The organism is Shewanella sp. SP1S2-4, from assembly GCF_031932075.1.
In the GTDB taxonomy this organism is placed as follows: domain Bacteria; phylum Pseudomonadota; class Gammaproteobacteria; order Enterobacterales; family Shewanellaceae; genus Shewanella; species Shewanella baltica.
On the sequence record NZ_JAUOET010000006.1, the window covers coordinates 12489 to 30820 of the forward strand.

Sequence of the window (18332 nt, forward strand, 5' to 3'; positions counted from 1 at the left end):
TCCGTGATTAGTACTTAGTGCCGCCAAGCTGCTGCGCTTGGTTGATAATGTGGAAGATCACGTTCTGCTCAATCACGCCCTGAACCAGATTAGAACCTGGACCTCTGGCATGTAAGCTGATGTCTTCACCGGCGTGAGTCTCACTTTCCATTGGGATAAGCGCTTGTTGCATAAAATCTTTATCTTGCGTATCGACTGAGGTTAAGTCGTCACGCACACCCACCACAGCACCAGGGCCGTTGGTATAAGCCAGCGTGGTATAAGGCTTGTTGTCATTCGCTGTCGCTAATGTGCCATCGACGTTATGCACTAAACCTAAGATTGGGTTACCGCGTTTTGGGTAGCCTGCGATAGTGAACACATGGCTGTGATCCGCTGTTACCATGATCAAGGTATCGTCGCTGCTGGTTGCATCCATTGCCGCTTTCACTGCATTAGATAATTCAACCGCATCGGTCAGGGCACGGCTCGCATTGCCCGCATGGTGACCATGGTCGATACGGCCAGATTCAACGATCAGCAAGTAGCCTTTATCGTTCTTCTTCAATATGTCGAGGGATTTGGCGGTCATTTCAGTTAGTGATGGCTCACCACCTACGTCATCAGCGCGGTCTGCTTCGTATTCCATGTGTGATGGATTGAATAGGCCGAGTAAATGATCTGTGTTGGCGGCATCAATGGCGTCGAAGCCTTTTTTGTCCCACACGTAGGCAGATTTGCTGAAGTTATCGACCCAAGCTTTGGTTAAATCTTTGCCATCTTTACGTTTACCGGCTTTGTTCTCGCCATCTGTCACAGTTGTGGGTAGGAAGTAGCTACGGCCGCCACCTAATGCCACAGTTAACGAATTAGCTTCATCGCGCATCACCAATTGGCTGGCGATGTCGGTACAACCGTTCGCAACCGCTTCGGCAGGTAAGTTGAAATCGCCTTCCCAATCGCGCTCAGGTGATTTGGCATAGGTTGCCGCTGGCGTGGCGTGGGTTAAACGCGCCGTAGTGACTATGCCCGTTGATAACCCTTTGGCATTAGCAAGGTCGACCAGAGAAACAAGTTCATTGCCTTTTGAAGACAAACAGTTACCACGTAAGCTGGTATCTGAAATAGAGATAATACCCGCCTTGGTTTTAACGCCTGTCGCCATGGCTGTCATAGTGCCCGCAGAATCTGGCGTTTGTTGGTTAGTGTTATAGGTTTTCACTAACGCCGTGTGGGGGAACTGTTCGAAACTTAAGAAGTTTTCTTCGCCGCCTTGGTTGTCAGCTTTATCCTGCCCTTGCAGAATACGGGCTGCCGTTAGCGTCGAAATACTCATGCCGTCACCGACAAATAAAATCACATTTTTAGCGGTTTTTTTAGTGTCGACTTGGGCTTTAGCCACCACGTTTGCCGCACTGTCTTTAAACCACTGACTGTCTGTTTGTGTTGCTGGCAGGACTGCAGCATGAGCCACAACCGTCATTAAGCTGCAGGAGATAGCTGCAGCGATCCGTTTAATATTCATCACGTTCATCACCGATTTATTATTGAGTGTATGAGGGTATTCCCTGTAGAGGCGACCCGATTTTCAGGCATTTATGTGACGAATAGGCGTGATTTGGATGGCGGTTTTATTGCAGCTAAGTGTCAGATTTATTTCAACTAACAATATGCAAGACGTTAAGTTTGACCACCAACATGGTGGCCAAACTGATCAAAGGAAGGGGTAATCTTAGAAATGGTAACTCACGCTCACTCTTACCATACGCGGCTCAACGGGATGATAATGCTGATCTTCAACCCCTTCGGCGGCTTCACCGGGTAAGCGTGAGGCATAAAAGTAATCAATGTCGTGATCTTTACTATCGAACACATTGAGTAGCTCAAGCTTAGTGTCGAAGCGGCGGAACTCGTATCCTAGCGCGAGGTTAACTAATGTGGTCGCATCGGCCTTGTGCTCATTAAAACTGTCGAGCACCCGCTCACCAAGGTGGCGCACGCGTACACTCGAATATAAACCATCGCCGTCGGGTCGATAGGTGATGCCCGCACTGGCAACAAAGGGAACCGCACCATCGATGTACTTGCCCTCTTCAAGCTCGTTTTCAGTGAATCTGGCATTGGTCCAGGCCAACTCCATATCGATACTGACGGCATCATTCAACCAATAATAAGCCGTTAATTCAGCGCCATAACGCTCAGATGCGCGACTCGGTTCAGTGTTACCTGCATCGCCGACAAACACGAGTTCTGAGTCTAATTGCAGATACCAAAGCGCGGCGGAGAAATTGATAAAGTCCCTATCATAATATTTCACCCCAAACTCGCCGCCATTGGAGCGCACGAGCAGATCGACTTTATCGACCTCATCGCCACTCACGGGATCGACGTTAATGGTCGCACCACGGGCATCGTTCGAATGTAATCCTTGGCCGGCATTCACATACAACTCAAGATTATCGCTCCATAAATAGGAAGCGCCCGCCTTAAGACTGAACATGCCATCGGACGCATCACCACTGTTCAGCGGATTATCACTGTCGACCTGCACATCGAAATAGTCGTAACGTACCCCAAGGTTGAAGCGCCATTGCTCTGCGGGCAGCCACTCCACTTTGCCAAATATGCCGCTCGACAACTCTTGCACTTCATCAAGCCTGACGGTATTCAACCTTTGTCGCGCCTGAGTGTTATACAAACCCACAGCGCCAATATCGTCATAACGCACATCGCCGCCCACACTGTAATTCAGTTGAGTGCCGCCAAGGTAAGTGTGCCAGTCACGTTTCAGATCGCCGCCCCAAAGTGTGCGTTCATCGACTTGTTCAAACTCATCGCCATTAACGGGATCATTTAAGAAGTAGGTAAAATTAGAGAATAAATTCATGGTCGAGCGAATGGCATACACATTTCCCTGCCAATCGCCCGCATCGTAATTGGCTGACAAGCTATAGCGGCTTGAATCACCGCCGACGTCTGTATCTAACGAGCCGTAAAAGTCGATTAATCCAGAATCTACCGCGCGGGCGGGGATCTGATCCGCCGAATTCCAGCTGTTGTCATAGGCCATCATAGTCACGCTCAAGTCCCCCTCACCGAGCCGAGTTAAATAACGCCCCACCAAACTGACTTTACTCACATCCTCATCAATATCCGTCCACGGACCATCATAGGCTTGTACTTCACCGCCAAGAATAAACCGCCCTATATCCGTGTTTAACTCCTGCGTCGCCACCAGCCGCTGGTAACCATATTCCCCCAAAGTCACACCTACTTGGTTGTGGGGCAATTGATCAGCCAGCAGCAATTGGGCGGCACCCGCACCGGAAAAATCGGCCACCTCAGGATAATAAGCCCCTTTGGCATAACGGATCTCACCGATAAGTTCAGGGATCAAAAAGTTAAGGTCGGTATAACCTTGACCATGCCCATGGGTGCGCATATTCACCGGCATACCGTCGACGCGGGTATTAAAGTCAGTGCCATGGTCCAAGTTAAAGCCGCGTAGAAAATACTGATTCGCCTTACCCGAGCCGCTGTGCTGAGTGACTATCATACCTGGCACAAATTCGAGGATTTCCCCCGTGCGCAATAGTGGTCGACTCTCAATTTCAGCCGCGCCGACTATCCCCTCAGATGCCGAGGTGCTATGGCCTAAGGTATTAATCTGCCTGCCGCGCACCTCAAAGCGTTCAATATTGTCAGTCGCCGCATCAGCCATAACCACGCAGGATAAACTACAGAGGGGTAATAACCATGCCATTGATATCCAAAGTTTTGATAAGCGTATTCCTGGTAGTTCACGTCCCAACTTCATCCCTTATTTCCTACTACAGGTGATAGATGACGCCGATTTAACGCCTAATTCACACGGAAAAAGCCGATCAAGCTCAAACTCTGATGAGTAAAAAACCAGCAAAATACCGGCAAATATTAATTCTATGTGTTGTATCGCACATTTTTAAAAGCAAAAGGACAAAATGTCCGCCAGCAGATCACATTTCAATATCCTATTGATACGAGCTCATGGAAACGGATGATTAAATTTGAATAAAAATGAACCCATTTATCAGGCTAGCTATACTCTAGTTAACTCAACACGGTTAGGGACTGGTTATGCAGCGACGGAGCAATATGCGCATTTGGAGTGTGTTGATAGGCTTATTTTTTTGTATCTCTGTTCATGCGACCAGTAAATCCACAGCAGAAACCACAGCGGCACTTGCTGATAAACCTATCATTACCATGGCGTTTTATGAGGACCCCAAACACAACTTCTACTTTAAATGGGCTGAGCTGATATACACCCAAGCCTTTGAACGCTTAGGTTATGGCTTCTCCTATCAAGTGGTTCCCGCAGTCCGCGCCAGTATGATGGCTGACTCAGGAAAAGTGGATGGTGAACCGGGACGCGTATTTCATTATGGTGAAAAATTTACTAACCTAATTCGCATCGAAGAACCGGTTGTCGATACCCGTTTAATTGCCTTCGCACATAATCCCAACATCAAGATTACTAACTGGCAAGCACTGCAAAAGAGTCGATATAAGATCGAATACTATCGAGGCGTGTTCCTCGCAGAACAAAAGCTAAAAGGACTCATTCCAAAGGAACGCCTGACTGAATCCTCATCCCCTGTAAGCTCTTTTCGTAAAATACTCCGCGACCGGATCGATATCTATATTGATACGGAAGCAAGCTCATTGGATCTATTACAAACGCCAGAGTTTCAAGGTAGCGAGATCAGCGCGATTGCCACCCTAGAAGAACTCACCAGCTATGGTTACTTGAATAAACGTCACGCGGCACTCGCCGTTAATCTTGCTCGGGAGTTAAAACAGATGAAGCAAGAAGGCATATTTGAAACCTATAAACAGCAGGCAACAAAATCACTTAATGATGCAGTGAATAATGGCGATGCCCCACAATAACTTAATCGGCATCGCCAATCTTGTTTCAATTATTTCATTGACTTAATTTCAAAGCGTTTTAGTGTTATCTAAAGTATGTCGCTGACATATATGGCTTAACTGACAGTACATGAATGAACTGGCAGTGTATTGCCCAACAAAGAGGCTGACCCACAACCAAACGGTATTTAGATTTAGCATGTGGAACAATCAACCTAAGGAACAGATGAATAGCAAAATAGTCCTCAAAAATTGCAGACAAATCGATTTACCCCTTCTCCCTAAGCTGCCCACTCTGAAGTGGTATTGCTGTGCTGGCCGTGGAGCATAAGGATGGGGACTCAGTTCGCACGCACCTTCGCTAGGTTACGGCAACGAACTCGTTCAACCGTTGCTAAGGTTTTATTAATCATCAGCATGTTCGTAGGGATCTGCATCGCGCTCGTCGCACTTGTGTATATTCAAGGCAATATATTTGATGGTGTACGCACCTATGTCCGTGGTGAAGGCTTATGGGCTAAGGCGCAAAAAGATGCGGTTCTTTATCTCACCCACTATTCACACACCCAAAATGATGTGGACTTTCAGCGTTATCGTGCCGCGACGAGCGTCATGGAAGGCGATCATCGAACTAGACAAGCCTTACTCGCCACACCCATTGATGAACAAGCCGCCAAACAGGGTTTTATTCAGGGCCTCAATGACGAACGGGATACCGACTCAATGATCTGGTTTTTCCGACACTTTCAATCCAATCATTACATGCAGCAAGCCATTCAGTTGTGGGGCTTAGCCGATCAACGCTTCGAGTTTGTGGTGCAACTCGCCGAAAATATGCGCATTGAAATCAATCAGCTTGGTGCTAGGCCCGAAGTTCTCGCACAATATCGCCAGCAATTGATTGATGCCAATGAAGAATTGCTCAGCCTAGAAATTGAATTTTCAGCTGTGCTCAGTGAAGGCGCGCGCTGGGTCAAGCAAATGACTTGGTTAATTAGCCTTGGTGCCCTATTGCTGTTTATCAGTATTGGGATCTTCGCCAGTCGGCAGATCATTCGTAACATCGCCAGATCCGAGCGGTTGTTACAGATAAGCGAATCTCGCTTCACTAGCCTAAAAAACTCCGACACTATCGGGATCATTTCATGGCAACTCGATGGCACCATACATGATGCCAATGATCATTTTCTCCAGATGCTCAATTTTGACCGTGCGGATTTAACTTCAGGCTTAATCAACTGGCGCTCAATTACCCCGCCTGAATATGAAACACGTGATGCCATTGCGATTACAGAGTTAGAACAGTTTGGCCGCTGCCAGCAATATGAAAAACAACTTATCAGCAAGAATGGCGTCTTAGTGCCAGTGATGCTAGCGGCGAGCTTTTTGAATGGCAGCAAACATGAAGGCGTAGCCTACTTTATGGACCTCACCGCCAGTAAGCAGGCCGAAGATAAACTCAGACTCGCGGCAACCGTTTTTAATGCCAGCACAGACGGCATAATGATCACCGATCCCCTGCTAAGCATTATCTCTATTAATCAAGCCTTTACCCATGTTACAGGTTTTACCCAACAGGATTTACACGGCGATGCCAACGACTTCCTCAATGATGGACACAATAACGATGACGCCCGCCAAGCCATGCGAAATCTGTTGCAGCAAGGCGAGCAATGGCAGGGAGAATTATTAAAAACGGTTAAATCAGGCGACTTACTACCCCTGAGTGTACGCATCAATACAGTGCGAAATGAGCATGACCGCCTGACTCATTTTGTCATTGTGATTACCGACATTGCCGAACGTAAGGCAGAGGAAGAATATCTGCGTCATATCGCCCACCACGACGCCTTGACGAATCTGCCTAATCGCGTGTTATTTCACACTAAACTTGAACAAGCCATAGTGCATGCGCAACGCACTCAAAGCATTTTTGCGGTGTTATTTTTAGACTTAGATAATTTTAAGCCAGTGAATGATTCGTTTGGTCATGATGTGGGCGACAAATTACTGCAAGAAGTTGCGATGCGGCTACGCTCAAGTACTCGGCAAATGGATACCACCACTCGCCTAGGCGGCGATGAGTTTGTGATCTTGCTGGAACGTCTTGCCAATACCCACAATATCGCCCAACTGGTCCCTAAGATAACCCAAGCTATTTGCGCGCCCTACACTATCAATGGTCATCAAATCCATATTGGTGTCAGCGTCGGTTTGGCGCTTTATCCAGAAAACGGCACAGATGCAAAAAGCCTGATCAATCATGCAGATCAGGCCATGTATTCGATGAAAAAAATCAATAAGATTCAGCGACAAAACTCAGTCTAAGTCTGACTAGCGAGTTTACGCCAACGCAATCCATCACGAATCACCTCATAGCTGGGGAACATAGCGGCAATCACTAGACTATAACTGAGCCATTGATCTAGCTGCAGTAACGTAAATATCCCCTGTAATTCAGTTCCTTGGCTCTGTACTTGGGTTTGTAATAGTGGCGAACTAAATGCCAGAAAGACTAAGAACGAGGCATAAGCAAGATTGATCCCCATATTTGCCAGTAACAATTCACTGGTCCACACTCGGCGGCGTAACTGCCACAGACTATTACCCATAGACAGCAGAATAATAGGGCTAAACCATTGCAGCCATTGCTGAGCATTGGCACTAAAAATCACAGTGCGTGCGGCTAATTGCTCGCTACTCATCCACACAGAACACCATATCACCAGCAAGAGAAAGAGATACGTCGCCAGATCGGCAAACACATCACTTAAACTAATATGCTGCCAACCTGGGCCGACTTTTGGTAGGTTCTGCGGCTGCCATTTCTGGCAATTACTGCCGGATAGCGGTTTTCCTTGAGCCGAAAAGCTCCAAAAAGACAAGCCAATTGCAGTAATAGCTAGACAGGCATCGCCGATAAAACCACTAACGATATGCTGGATAAATCTGAATAGATTTCCCTCTGTTGAGCCCAACCATTGCGTCGTACCGCCCACCACTTGCAACACAAACAAGACACCCAACACCATGAAAAGGGTATGTTTAAACAGCGGAATATCCTCAGAGGCAATAATAGGCACTGCCGGAACAAATTGCTGCGCAACCTTACAGGGATGACCCATTTGCTTTAATACCGCGACAATTTGCGCTTCAGTCAATTCACCTTGTTCAGATAGGGCATCCAATTGGTCGCAGATATTAGCTTTTAATTCACGGCCAATTTCCTGACGTTTGTTCTCGGGCAATTCTCGCTGCACCGCGGCGATATAGCGATCGACTAATTCCATATCAAATCTCCTCTGCACTCTCGTCTGAGCTTTTCATATCTGAGCCATTAGTGTCAGCGCTTTGCTCCAGTAAAAAAGCCAAGGCGCCATTAAGTTGCTGCCATTCATCGGTCAGTTGACTGAGCAACTCAGCCCCCAATGATGACAATTGGTAATAACGACGCTCACGCCCTTCGGCCTGTCGCCACTCACTATCCAACAATCCTTGATCGGCTAGGCGGCGCACTAAGGGATACAAAGTCCCTTCGTCAATATCGATACCGCCTTCCTGCAACTGTTTGCGGAGCGAATAACCATAGTGGGCTTGTTTTAATAATCCCAGTACCGCCAACACTAATACCCCACGGCGCAACTCGAGTCGCATTTTGACTAGCTGTGAACTTGTCATTGTCGAATTCCTATCCTTAACACTGTGTCACACACACTGTGCGCCACACAGCAAATACTATGTAGCACACAGTAAGATTGCAAGTTTTAGTGCACATTTTTTGATCACTTTGTTTATTACTAATGCAATCTATTGTTTGTATTGAATTTACAAAAATGCCAACCGTTTCTGCTAAGTGCTCACATTTCCCCACCGCCATACACTCAATGCGAATGAGTCACACATAAGCAAATTCAAGATAAAAAATTGCAAAACTTCCTTTGCTTGAGTAACTTAGCATCCAACATTGAATAGCCGATTCGTCAACCTAAGTACGGTTTGCTCCTTAAAAAAGATAAATCGGAGCGACTCAAGTAAGTATTGATATTCAATAACTAAAAATATTAAGCGGTTAAATTAAGGACATAGAAAATGCTCATGGATAGAGGCGTACTGGTACGCTGGAACGATGAAAAGGGATTTGGCTTTATTCAGCCTGAAAAAAACGCAGCCCAAGATGTGTTTATTCACATTTCAGTGCTGAAAAAGATGGCGAGAAAACCCATAGTGGGCGACAGCATTCTGTATCAAACGGAAGTGCAAAATGACGGCAAGAGAAAAGCGGTTATCGCCTCAATTGAAGGCGTCGCTGTCGTTGCAGCGAGTGCAACACCGCGCTCCCACTCTCATGTCCAATCACGCAATGAAAACTTCAACTTCAATAACAAAGACAAAGACAAAGCGCATCACCATAACTCACGAAAATCGTCCTTTAATACGATAATCCCGCTGCTAATCATCGTGGCCATAGTTATCTTTGGCTTTAAACAATACCAAGAATTCAACGAAGCTCCTGTATTAGATCAAGCCCCTGTATTCAGTGAAGCATCAGTAATCACAAATGATGACACTCAGCCAATGCCCATGTATGAAACTAAAGCGCGAACACAAGCAACGGCAACACCAAGATTCCAATGTGAAGCGGGTAAAACCCATTGCAGCCACATGAGTTCCTGTGCTGAGGCGACTTTCTATATCCAAAATTGCCCCAATACTCAAATGGATGGTGACGATGATGGCATTCCCTGCGAGCGTCAGTGGTGCAGTTAGCAATGCGACATATGTAAAGTCACGCGTATAACCTTAAGCCTGAACAGGTAGCAGGTCACTAGTAGTGAAATGATAAATAATCTAAAACAATGGCGAGATAGCCTGACAGGCATGCAGCAAATCGGAGTGATTGCTGCCAGTATCGGGCTGCTCATATTTGGCTTATTCTACCTTGGTCAATTTATCGGTAGTAGCGTGGTAAAAATGGGCTGGCTTTAACCCTAGAAATACGCAAACTAGCCCATGAATTCATACCCATAGCAACTTCCCAATGGCAACGCATGCGCACTGATATCATCACGCAAATTGACTCACCAGAGATACTGGAGTCCATGTTAACCGAGCACGCAGCGGTGCTGTTGTTATTTGGCGCGCCAAACTGTGGTGTGTGCCAAACGCTCAAACCGAGAATTGCGGAGCTGTTAGCGCAAGCGTTCCCGCTGATGCAGATGGCCTATATCGATTGCCAAACCCAAGCTGAGATAGCGGCGAGCCACAATGTATTTACTCTGCCGGTGGTGGAATGTGTGTTCTATGGCAAAACCTTTGGACGGTTTTCTAAGGTGTTTTCGTTAGCGGATATTCGAGGGGCGCTTGCCCGCCCCTATGGTTTAATCGTGACGGAATAATCCAGAGTCAACACTGGGATGACTTGTGTGTCAGCGGTCTAAAACCAGCGTAATGCACTGACTTATCGAGTGTAACCTGTGCTGCTGGCGTGCTTATAAGACGTGTTGAGCCAGATGCTGCTTTAGCTTTTCCGCTGCAACCGCAGCCGTCACCTGTAGAATGACAACATCCGCCCTTGGCCGCATGTTTGAGTGAAGCGCGACCTTGGGATGCATCCGTCAACCTAAGATTCAAATCCGCTGTTTGTGCAAGCAAAGTCGCCACAGTTTGACTGACACTGCCTTTACTCACGCTAATCCCCGCATCGAGCAACTTTCCTAACATGCGCTCACCGATATTCTGCACAAGTACAATATTGGTACCCTGTTGAATAATCAGCTCTAGTAAGGCTTTTTTAGCACTACAGTCACCCTCAATTGCCGGGTTATCGACCAGCTTGATCAGCTGAAGCTGTTCGTTATAAAAACCAATCTGTAGGGCTTTAGTAAAGTGACTGGCGAGGCGTTCGCGGCTCATCGGCATGGCAATAATCATGATAAATCCTTGTCTGTTTGGGTTGGCAGTCTCAAGGCTTGACCTTGAGTAATGGCCGTCGCCACCTTTTTACGGGCATTGGCGAGAAGGTAACCAAAGGTTTGCCGAGAGATCCCCATCAAAGCTGCGGCTTCGAGCTGGCTTAATCTTTTCACATCACCCAGTTCGAGGGCCTCAAACTCATCGGCTTCTAATTGAATATGGGTTAATTCAACCGCAGGGATCCCATTAGGCTTAAATAGGCTACAGGGCACACAGCTCGATAATTGACGGCATTTTTTGGGTCTTGGCATAAATGTTTTATCTTTAAGTCGTCTTATATGTCTTGAAATCGTGTTTTAGGTCTTAGTGCACATCTTCGGTACTACGAGTAACACTCGGGCTCAACTAAAGCTCAACTAAAGCTCATCTAAGGCTCATCTAGCTAAGGGAGTCCATAGCTTTGGATTCTCAAGAGTGATAACTGACTTGATGAATAAGTTCGGTGGATGAACCATAAAACTGTCACGAGTTTCTGGCCTAGGCCAGAAACTATTATTCGCGCCAACGACATTCAAAACTGTAAGACGGCTCACAGTTACCTATATCAAGCATGACTAATTAACAGAACGGCTGTCTGGCGTGACTAACACACTCAATGGCTAGCGCCCAGTAAAGTCAATTTTAACCTGCGTTGGAGTGCCGAGGGATAATGACAAACTCTCAAAAAAAAATAAGCAGCCGTTAAGCTGCTGTGATAGGTGGCATTTACTGATTTAAACGGGTTTAATCCTCAGACTCACAGTAGTTCACCTGTACCGAATAGCCGTCATCTTGCTTGATAAAATCGACAAAGTTTTTAATCGCAGGTAAGGCATCTTCCCTATGGTGCGACACGTACAGCAATTGGCTCAGATGATGTTCGGCTATCATCTCCAGCGCCCGCATCACTAAGGTGCGATTGATGAAATCTAAGCCCTGATACGGCTCATCTAAAATCAGTAACAGTGGCTGTTTAATCAAGGCGCGACCTATTAGTAATAACCGCTGCTGACCATAATCGAGCTTCTTAAAGCTGATGCTTGCCAGCCCTGTCATGTGCAAAATGGCTAACCATTCCTTTGCCAAATCTAGCTGAGGTTTAGTGGGTTTCTGGTACAGACCAATCGAGTCAAAAAAGCCAGAAAGCAGCACATCTAATGCCGAGCAACTGACGCGATACTGTAAGTGCAGCGCCGACGATACTATGCCAATCCGTTGTTTAATCTGCCAAATACTCTCGCCGCTTCCGCGAGGTCGGCCAAAGAGCGTGATGTCATTGCTATAGCATTGTGGATGGTCGCCTAAAATCAGCCCCAGCAAAGTGCTTTTGCCGCAGCCATTTGGGCCGCGAACTTGCCAATGTTGCCCTGCTTCGATGCGCCAATTAACGCCACTGAAAATCAGCCCACTGACATATTCCACTTTGCCATTTTTAATCTCGACCAGAGGATCAAACGCCTCGGCGTTGTGCCTTTGCCGCTCCATCAAGGCCAAGAGTTCATCACTACGCTGCGCCGATAACGCATTCAACTGCGCCATCACAGGATGATTGTGCCATTGCTCAATAGACATCGACGGGCTGAGTTTGTGCACACTCTGCCCCGATTTGAGCATCTCGCCATTAAACAGCGCCACATGGCTGATACACGGCGGCAATTCCTCTTGGCGTGAGGTAATGATCAGCAACTGAGTATGCTCGGCCACTTCACTCAGCAGCTCAGATAAACTCGCCTGATGTTCAACATCGAGGCCAGCGTAAGGGTCATCTAAGATCAGTAATTGCGGTAACATTGCCAGCGCACGAGCCAGCATGACTCGGCGCGTTTCGCCCGTAGATAACTGCCGAAAACCACGCAGGCGCAGCGGCTCAAGCCCAACCTTTTGTAATAGTGGCGCGAGTTGTGCGGCATCTTGGCAGCATTCCAACACTAAGGATTCGACACTCGAACCGTAATCCAATTCGTCTTTTTCTAACTCTCGCTCCAGCAACGCTTGCTGCAACCCAAGTGACACCCAGCCGATACGTTGCGGCAGGCCAGCAATCGTCCCTTCATCGGGCTGAATATCACCGGTTAATATTCGCCCGAGCAAGGAACCACAATAGCTGTCGGTCGCGAAAATCGCCCAATGTTCAGCAGGGTGCAGTTGCCACTCATCGACGACTAGCACCTCATTATCACGCCCGTATCGTAACTGTTTAACCACAATACTTTTGTCTTGGTTCGCGACAACATCAAGCATAAACACAGTTCCTTTCTATTTTTAAGGGATGATAAAATCTAATGCGCTTAATGGCATAGGTAAAGCGTGGCAAAATCCAACGGGTACGCGTGTGTGAGTCAACCACTCTGGCAGAACTGTGATAAAATCGGCACCTGTTTAACTTTCATATCAACAAGGTAACGCAATGAACCCCATTATTGCCATCTTAAAAGAACACAAGGTCAGTGACGCTAAGATCAACGAGCTATTTCAAACATTAACCGACAATCCATTAATGGCGATGGGCACGCTCGGTCAATTAGGTATCCCAGCCGAAAAATTACAACAACTGCTGGGATTAGTGATGCAGAATCCGGCTTTAATTAAAGAAGCCGTGCTCGAACTCGGTTTGGATTTTTCAAAAGTAGAAGCCGCAAAAGCCCAACTGCAAAAATAAGCACAGACGATTCAAGTTTGTAGCCATCATGCGCTAGGGGAATGCGCGTAAATCAGCTCCCCTAGCGAATGTTAAAACCACTAAACCGCAAAGTAACTAAACCCCACAGCAACTAAACCCCAAAGCCATTGACGCTCAAAATAATAGTACCAAGTGAACTAACTTTTTTGCGCTTGCCACTCCTCAATCGCCTCTTTCGCCGCTCGAAAAGCTTCAATCCCCGCAGGCATACCGCAGTAAACGGTGCAATGCAGTAAGACTTCTTGGATCTCTTCAACCAAGCAGCCATTGTTTAGCGCGCCCCGCACATGGCCCTTTAACTCAGTCGGTGCCTTTAATGCCGCCAGCGTTGCTATGGTAATCAAACTGCGCGTTTGCCTTGAAATAGCATCACGCACCCAAACCTCACCCCAGCAATTCGCCGTAACTAAATCTTGCAGCGGTTGCGTAAAATCTGTCGCACTATTGAGCGCCTTATCCACATAGCTATCGCCCATCACAGCACGACGCACCTCAAGCCCCTTCTCGTATTGCTCATCGTTCATCGATGCATCCTTTTTGTTATGTGATTAAGCTATGTGATTAAGCTATGTAATTAGACTTATTGAACCCCCGCCAAAGACACGGCCCAGCAAAAACATAACATAGGATGTACAAATGAGCAGGATTTAAAAATCGCATTCCCTCAGCGTGATAGCCAAATCAAAGGAGGATTGAGTTTGGGGCCTAGAAAGCTTAAAAGCCGAACCTAAGTCATCAGTAAAAAGATACGACCATGGTCATTTTTGTGGCCTTGTTAAAGAATCAAAAAACAAGCTTATAGTTAAACAAGAGCAGGCTTATAGAACCAGCTTCACTGCGTTTACTCTGGTCAAAACGCCGATAACTTTCTATAGTGACAACAAATAAATATTATAAAGCAGTGAGTGGTTGTGCCAGACATTTATCCTTTTTTATCGCAGCGCCCCCATAAACATGCGGCAGTGATTGTCGCCCTCTTACTGCTGACATCAGCTCTTGTGATCTCTCCTTTTATTTCAATACCTTTACCCGATATTGCCCCATTTTTACCTGTGTACGGCACCGCAGTAGTGCTACTCGAAAGTATCACCGCGTATTTATTGCTGTCGCAGTTTGCCAGTAATAGGCAGGTTTTCGCAGGTTTTGTCGCCAGTGCGTATTTGTTTCTTATCCCCTTAGTTACAGTTCAGCTTTTAGTGTTTCCAGGAGTCTTTGCCCCCAAGGGGTTACTCAATGCCGAAGCACAAAGTGCAGTTTGGATCTGGGTCTTCTGGCATGCATCGTTTCCAACCTTAATCCTGCTGGCTTTGATGGCTCAACAGAAGTTAACAACACAGCAAGTTGCGCCGATGCAACTGAAATATTGGCTGTGGGGTTTTGTATTAATCCCTGTGTTGTGCAGTTTAGCACTGGCTTTGTTTGCAACATGGGGTAGCCACTGGTTACCAATCCTGATCGCTAAAAATAGCTATAAACAGTTATTACACAGCCCTTATGCCTTACTCGTATGGGGACTAAACGCACTGGCTTTACTCTGCATGTTACGGCGCGCCCGCAGTAACAATGTGCTCTATACATGGCTGAGTGTGGCGCTGCTGGCCAGCCTGATTGATGTCACGTTAACCTTATTCGCTGGCGCCCGCTTTAGTCTAGGTTGGTACGCCGCAAGGATTAGCAGTTCGGTCTCCTCTATGGTCTTACTCTGCGCCTTACTATGGGAAGTTAACAGACTGTATGTCGCAACCCAAAGGGCGAATGAGTCGCTGTACCAGCAGAGTGTCAAAGACACCTTAACAGGCTTATTTAACCGCCGTTATCTAGAATCTCAGCTGGCAATACACATAGACCATGCGAAAAAGCATAAAGAACCACTGTGCTTGTTAGTGCTCGATGTCGATCACTTTAAAGCCTTTAACGACCAGCATGGCCATTTGGCTGGGGACGACTGCTTAGTGGCCGTAGCAAAACAACTGGAGCAGAGTTTATATAGACCCGCGGATTTCATCGCCCGTTATGGTGGTGAAGAGTTTGTCGTGGTATTGCCGCATACCGATGCAAAAGACGGCATGCAGATAGCAGAACGATTGCGGCTAAACGTCAGCGCAGAAAAGATTGAATATCAAGGTCAGTTACTTAGCGTCACAATCAGTATAGGTTGTGCAGTATTGCGGCACAGTGAAGAGACCGCCCAAAGCTTACTGATTGCAGCCGATAGCGCCTTATATCAAGCTAAAGCCGCTGGCCGAAATTGCGTAAAAGTCGCGGTTGACGAACCAGACATAACTCACCCATAGACATATTAATCAGCTCAGCCATTCGATTAACCGCGCTTAATTAAATGGTTGCTCAGTAATGAAAGGCAGGTAACTACCAGCGGGAATCATTTTCACAGGTTTATTTTACCGCGGCCGAGTGCCGCATCGGCTATTGCGAATTTTGGTCAAATGTCCACACATACTCTTCCTGTTTGGGATGGACAACCTGCCAAAATGACTGATAGATGGTTTTCCCATTCAGTGGAACCCATACTTCTCTATCAGTTTGAAAATACAAGGTATAAGCAATGCGGTGTACCTTAGCGTTACTTCCAATAAGACCGCAACCCCAGCTATTCTCGTTGATATCAAAGCCAGTGTAGCGTTTGTTCCAACTCTGAATATCGGTAGTTAAGGCTGGAAGCTCTTTCTCTAAAAGGACAGATTGAGATCCATAGGCAGAGTCTATCGTTTGGTCAAATACCGGTGTCAGTTCTTCCGACTGTAACTCAGAAAAACTACCCGCTGCCTGACAGCTCATCGCGCCGCCAAATAAACAGCAAGCAAGGCATACCCCAAAAACTCTTTTCATATGAACTACCTGCTTCGCTAAATTTCTGATAAAGAATGTACCAAAGTTATCAGGTTAGATGTTAATTACCAGATAAACCGCCTGGTTACTCAATAATGAGACTCCACGACTCACGCAACTGGTTACCTAAATTCATTCATCATAAAAGATATGCCTGCCCGCTATCTTTAATACTAAAGGTACATTATGGCTATACGGAATGAGTAGTCCAAAACAATAGAAATTTAACAATGGTTGGCTCGTTAAATTCTCGTAAATTAAATAATGAGTAGTTTGTTACTCTCCAGATTCTGGCGACTAGAGTCCAGCCAAATTTGCCTTATCTAAAACTTTTCTCAAAAAATTTCGCCTAAAAAGACTCTCAGCCCCTGTTATCAAAGATAGATGTTCGCTAAATCTTGTTGAATCAGCAAAGAAGTTTGGATATGCCTCTTTAATACCACCAACTGCATTTGCATAAACAAGTGCAACAACCATGTTTGTTCTTCTATCTGAAAATTTTCTCTCTAACTCTGTATATTTCTTCTCTGCAATTTCAGACTCATAATTATAAAATAAGGTATAGGCGACAGAACTTTTTACTACATCAATTTCAAGTAAGACATACCGGTCATTACCAATTGTCTCAAGCTCATCACCTATAACCTTTAATGAGCTAGCAAAAGCTTTAAGTTTGCTAGTAACACCTAATTCTCTTGCGGTATCACACACTGTCAAAACCGAACTAGCTGAATCCCTATCTTTCAATAACCTAGTTACATATTGAATTTTTTTATCTTTCTCAGACAACTTATCAAAAATATGGATATTATCAATAATTTGGAACTGATGACTTACATTAGAAAAGAACTCTTTCCAAAGTTCCTCTCCCTGATTTGTTTTTAGTGACTGTTTTGTGAATAAGTCAATAATCTCAAGTGCTGTTGCCCAATAATGTTGGATTCTTGTCCTTAGTTGAACTTCAATTTTTTTGTCATTACCATCAGTATCTTTAAATCTTCCAATTATATGAAAGCTTCTATAACCATCAAGTTTAGGAGACTTTATATAATCCTTTATTTTGAATCCATCTTCCCACCGAAACTCAGGCATTTTCCTTAAAGCTCTAGAGAGTTGCTCAACCTTTTTCTCATTTGCAAGAATAACCCTACAACCACCAATATCCTGCATGTTTTTTAAGTTCATCTTCGGGAATCGTTTGAGCTTTAATACAATCGATGGAAATCGCTTTAACCTTTTAGCAAAAATAGCTGTTGTATCGATCGGTTTAACTACAGGCTGAATTTTAGCCAACGCATTTTCTAAAGGTCGCTCATAACTATATCGCCAATAAGAAAGTATCTGAAAGGCATCATCTAGCTTAGACTCATTACCAAGCTCATAAGTTTGATTATCAATCAAATACTCACCAGCCCGTAACACCTGCTTTCCTGAAGGAACTTTTTCCAATTTATAAGCTCCACCAATCCTTCCATCATAATTCATTGGGCACTATCATTATTAAAATTGCGAATACACAATATAATGCCTACAAACCATTAATAATTAAAGATATATTATTTAACGCCCTAGAAAAAGACATTGGTAACATTTTAAATATAGATTCAAACATCACCAAAGGCTACTCTGCCATAAAAAATCAAATTTATATACCGCACCTATCTTAATCCTGCCATGGTCTGTTTCCATACTAAAGCAAATAAAGTTAGAAATCCGGCAAAAATGGGACATATATGGTCACCTCGGGTTTAGCAAGGTCAATGTCCTACTTTGTTCAAACTGAAAAATAGGACAGGCATAACTCTTTTGGGTTTAACAGCCAACGCCAAGGCTACAGAAGTTCACCCTCCCCTGCGAAGTTGCTGGAGGGCGTTGAAGACTCTTTATTGAAAGAATGGCGTGTGACGCAGACAGGACGTCTGCGTAGCTTTCGGGGTACAGGATGTACCATCGGAAGCGTTAG

The 18332-nt window shown here is 45.6% G+C and carries 17 protein-coding genes; 7 read left to right on the plus strand and 10 right to left on the minus strand.

Annotation, left to right across the window (positions count from 1 at the left end):
- Window positions 1-7: 7 nt before the first annotated feature.
- Both Q4Q52_RS08200 and Q4Q52_RS08205 read right to left on the minus strand, forming a co-directional pair.
- Window positions 8-1504, minus strand: coding sequence for an alkaline phosphatase (locus Q4Q52_RS08200; RefSeq protein ID WP_311906070.1), 1497 nt, complete (start codon window positions 1502-1504; stop codon window positions 8-10).
- A 207-nt stretch (window positions 1505-1711) separates the two neighbouring features.
- Window positions 1712-3742, minus strand: a complete 2031-nt coding sequence (locus Q4Q52_RS08205; RefSeq protein ID WP_409373417.1) for a TonB-dependent receptor — start codon at window positions 3740-3742, stop codon at window positions 1712-1714.
- A 353-nt stretch (window positions 3743-4095) separates the two neighbouring features.
- On the opposite strand from Q4Q52_RS08205, the gene Q4Q52_RS08210 reads away from it, so the two are divergent.
- Window positions 4096-4911, plus strand: coding sequence for a hypothetical protein (locus Q4Q52_RS08210; protein WP_311990327.1), 816 nt, complete (start codon window positions 4096-4098; stop codon window positions 4909-4911).
- A gap of 312 nt (window positions 4912-5223) precedes the next feature.
- Window positions 5224-7218, plus strand: a complete 1995-nt coding sequence (locus Q4Q52_RS08215; RefSeq protein WP_311990328.1) for a diguanylate cyclase domain-containing protein — start codon at window positions 5224-5226, stop codon at window positions 7216-7218.
- Here Q4Q52_RS08215 and Q4Q52_RS08220 read toward each other — a convergent pair.
- Both Q4Q52_RS08220 and Q4Q52_RS08225 read right to left on the minus strand, forming a co-directional pair.
- Window positions 7215-8180: a hypothetical protein gene (locus tag Q4Q52_RS08220; protein WP_311990329.1), complete on the minus strand. Its 966-nt coding sequence runs from the start codon at window positions 8178-8180 to the stop codon at window positions 7215-7217. The genes Q4Q52_RS08215 and Q4Q52_RS08220 overlap by 4 nt on opposite strands.
- Before the next feature lies 1 nt (window position 8181).
- The gene (locus Q4Q52_RS08225; RefSeq protein WP_105251375.1) at window positions 8182-8568 is read right to left on the minus strand and encodes a PadR family transcriptional regulator; all 387 of its coding nucleotides are present in this window, start codon (window positions 8566-8568) and stop codon (window positions 8182-8184) included.
- A 411-nt stretch (window positions 8569-8979) separates the two neighbouring features.
- On the opposite strand from Q4Q52_RS08225, the gene Q4Q52_RS08230 reads away from it, so the two are divergent.
- The 3 genes from Q4Q52_RS08230 (at window position 8980) to Q4Q52_RS08240 (ending at window position 10286) form a co-directional block, all read left to right on the plus strand.
- Window positions 8980-9657 (plus strand): excalibur calcium-binding domain-containing protein, encoded by a 678-nt coding sequence (locus Q4Q52_RS08230; RefSeq protein ID WP_311990330.1) that lies wholly within the window; start codon window positions 8980-8982, stop codon window positions 9655-9657.
- 69 nt (window positions 9658-9726) lie between these two features.
- Complete coding sequence (locus Q4Q52_RS08235) at window positions 9727-9876, plus strand: hypothetical protein (protein WP_311990331.1); 150 nt, start codon at window positions 9727-9729, stop codon at window positions 9874-9876.
- A gap of 62 nt (window positions 9877-9938) precedes the next feature.
- Complete coding sequence (locus tag Q4Q52_RS08240; RefSeq protein WP_259582335.1) at window positions 9939-10286, plus strand: co-chaperone YbbN; 348 nt, start codon at window positions 9939-9941, stop codon at window positions 10284-10286.
- A gap of 7 nt (window positions 10287-10293) precedes the next feature.
- Here the strand turns inward: Q4Q52_RS08240 and Q4Q52_RS08245 are convergent, their stop codons facing one another.
- The 3 genes from Q4Q52_RS08245 to Q4Q52_RS08255 form a co-directional block, all read right to left on the minus strand.
- Window positions 10294-10821: a NifB/NifX family molybdenum-iron cluster-binding protein gene (locus Q4Q52_RS08245; RefSeq protein WP_311990332.1), complete on the minus strand. Its 528-nt coding sequence runs from the start codon at window positions 10819-10821 to the stop codon at window positions 10294-10296.
- The gene (locus Q4Q52_RS08250; RefSeq protein WP_006083099.1) at window positions 10818-11114 is read right to left on the minus strand and encodes a DUF134 domain-containing protein; all 297 of its coding nucleotides are present in this window, start codon (window positions 11112-11114) and stop codon (window positions 10818-10820) included. Before Q4Q52_RS08250 ends, Q4Q52_RS08245 begins: the two co-directional genes overlap by 4 nt.
- Window positions 11115-11586: 472 nt before the next feature.
- Window positions 11587-13083 (minus strand): ATP-binding cassette domain-containing protein, encoded by a 1497-nt coding sequence (locus Q4Q52_RS08255; RefSeq protein WP_311990333.1) that lies wholly within the window; start codon window positions 13081-13083, stop codon window positions 11587-11589.
- Window positions 13084-13249: 166 nt separating this feature from the next.
- Here Q4Q52_RS08255 and Q4Q52_RS08260 point away from each other — a divergent pair, with 166 nt between their 5' ends.
- Window positions 13250-13501: a DUF2999 family protein gene (locus Q4Q52_RS08260; protein WP_107946515.1), complete on the plus strand. Its 252-nt coding sequence runs from the start codon at window positions 13250-13252 to the stop codon at window positions 13499-13501.
- 158 nt (window positions 13502-13659) lie between these two features.
- On the opposite strand, the gene Q4Q52_RS08265 is transcribed toward Q4Q52_RS08260, so the two are convergent.
- Window positions 13660-14046 (minus strand): carboxymuconolactone decarboxylase family protein, encoded by a 387-nt coding sequence (locus Q4Q52_RS08265; RefSeq protein WP_311990335.1) that lies wholly within the window; start codon window positions 14044-14046, stop codon window positions 13660-13662.
- 387 nt (window positions 14047-14433) lie between these two features.
- Between Q4Q52_RS08265 and Q4Q52_RS08270 the strand changes: the two genes are divergently transcribed.
- Entirely contained in the window at window positions 14434-15816 is a 1383-nt protein-coding gene (locus Q4Q52_RS08270) for a GGDEF domain-containing protein (protein ID WP_311990336.1), read from the plus strand.
- Between the two features lie 130 nt (window positions 15817-15946).
- Here Q4Q52_RS08270 and Q4Q52_RS08275 read toward each other — a convergent pair whose 3' ends face one another.
- Window positions 15947-16369: a hypothetical protein gene (locus Q4Q52_RS08275; RefSeq protein WP_261272374.1), complete on the minus strand. Its 423-nt coding sequence runs from the start codon at window positions 16367-16369 to the stop codon at window positions 15947-15949.
- A gap of 297 nt (window positions 16370-16666) precedes the next feature.
- Window positions 16667-17854 (minus strand): RelA/SpoT domain-containing protein, encoded by a 1188-nt coding sequence (locus Q4Q52_RS08280; RefSeq protein WP_173497156.1) that lies wholly within the window; start codon window positions 17852-17854, stop codon window positions 16667-16669.
- Between the last annotated feature and the right edge of the window lie 478 nt (window positions 17855-18332).

Bases quoted from the DNA above. Each gene is read 5' to 3' on its own strand.
- Q4Q52_RS08200 (WP_311906070.1), bottom strand. From the start codon at position 1,504: ATGAATATTAAACGGATCGCTGCAGCTATCTCCTGCAGCTTAATGACG.
- Q4Q52_RS08205 (WP_409373417.1), bottom strand. From the start codon at position 3,742: ATGGCATGGTTATTACCCCTCTGTAGTTTATCCTGCGTGGTTATGGCT.
- Q4Q52_RS08210 (WP_311990327.1), top strand. From the start codon at position 4,096: ATGCAGCGACGGAGCAATATGCGCATTTGGAGTGTGTTGATAGGCTTA.
- Q4Q52_RS08215 (WP_311990328.1), top strand. From the start codon at position 5,224: ATGGGGACTCAGTTCGCACGCACCTTCGCTAGGTTACGGCAACGAACT.
- Q4Q52_RS08220 (WP_311990329.1), bottom strand. From the start codon at position 8,180: ATGGAATTAGTCGATCGCTATATCGCCGCGGTGCAGCGAGAATTGCCC.
- Q4Q52_RS08225 (WP_105251375.1), bottom strand. From the start codon at position 8,568: ATGACAAGTTCACAGCTAGTCAAAATGCGACTCGAGTTGCGCCGTGGG.
- Q4Q52_RS08230 (WP_311990330.1), top strand. From the start codon at position 8,980: ATGCTCATGGATAGAGGCGTACTGGTACGCTGGAACGATGAAAAGGGA.
- Q4Q52_RS08235 (WP_311990331.1), top strand. From the start codon at position 9,727: ATGATAAATAATCTAAAACAATGGCGAGATAGCCTGACAGGCATGCAG.
- Q4Q52_RS08240 (WP_259582335.1), top strand. From the start codon at position 9,939: ATGCGCACTGATATCATCACGCAAATTGACTCACCAGAGATACTGGAG.
- Q4Q52_RS08245 (WP_311990332.1), bottom strand. From the start codon at position 10,821: ATGATTATTGCCATGCCGATGAGCCGCGAACGCCTCGCCAGTCACTTT.
- Q4Q52_RS08250 (WP_006083099.1), bottom strand. From the start codon at position 11,114: ATGCCAAGACCCAAAAAATGCCGTCAATTATCGAGCTGTGTGCCCTGT.
- Q4Q52_RS08255 (WP_311990333.1), bottom strand. From the start codon at position 13,083: ATGCTTGATGTTGTCGCGAACCAAGACAAAAGTATTGTGGTTAAACAG.
- Q4Q52_RS08260 (WP_107946515.1), top strand. From the start codon at position 13,250: ATGAACCCCATTATTGCCATCTTAAAAGAACACAAGGTCAGTGACGCT.
- Q4Q52_RS08265 (WP_311990335.1), bottom strand. From the start codon at position 14,046: ATGAACGATGAGCAATACGAGAAGGGGCTTGAGGTGCGTCGTGCTGTG.
- Q4Q52_RS08275 (WP_261272374.1), bottom strand. From the start codon at position 16,369: ATGAAAAGAGTTTTTGGGGTATGCCTTGCTTGCTGTTTATTTGGCGGC.
- Q4Q52_RS08280 (WP_173497156.1), bottom strand. From the start codon at position 17,854: ATGAATTATGATGGAAGGATTGGTGGAGCTTATAAATTGGAAAAAGTT.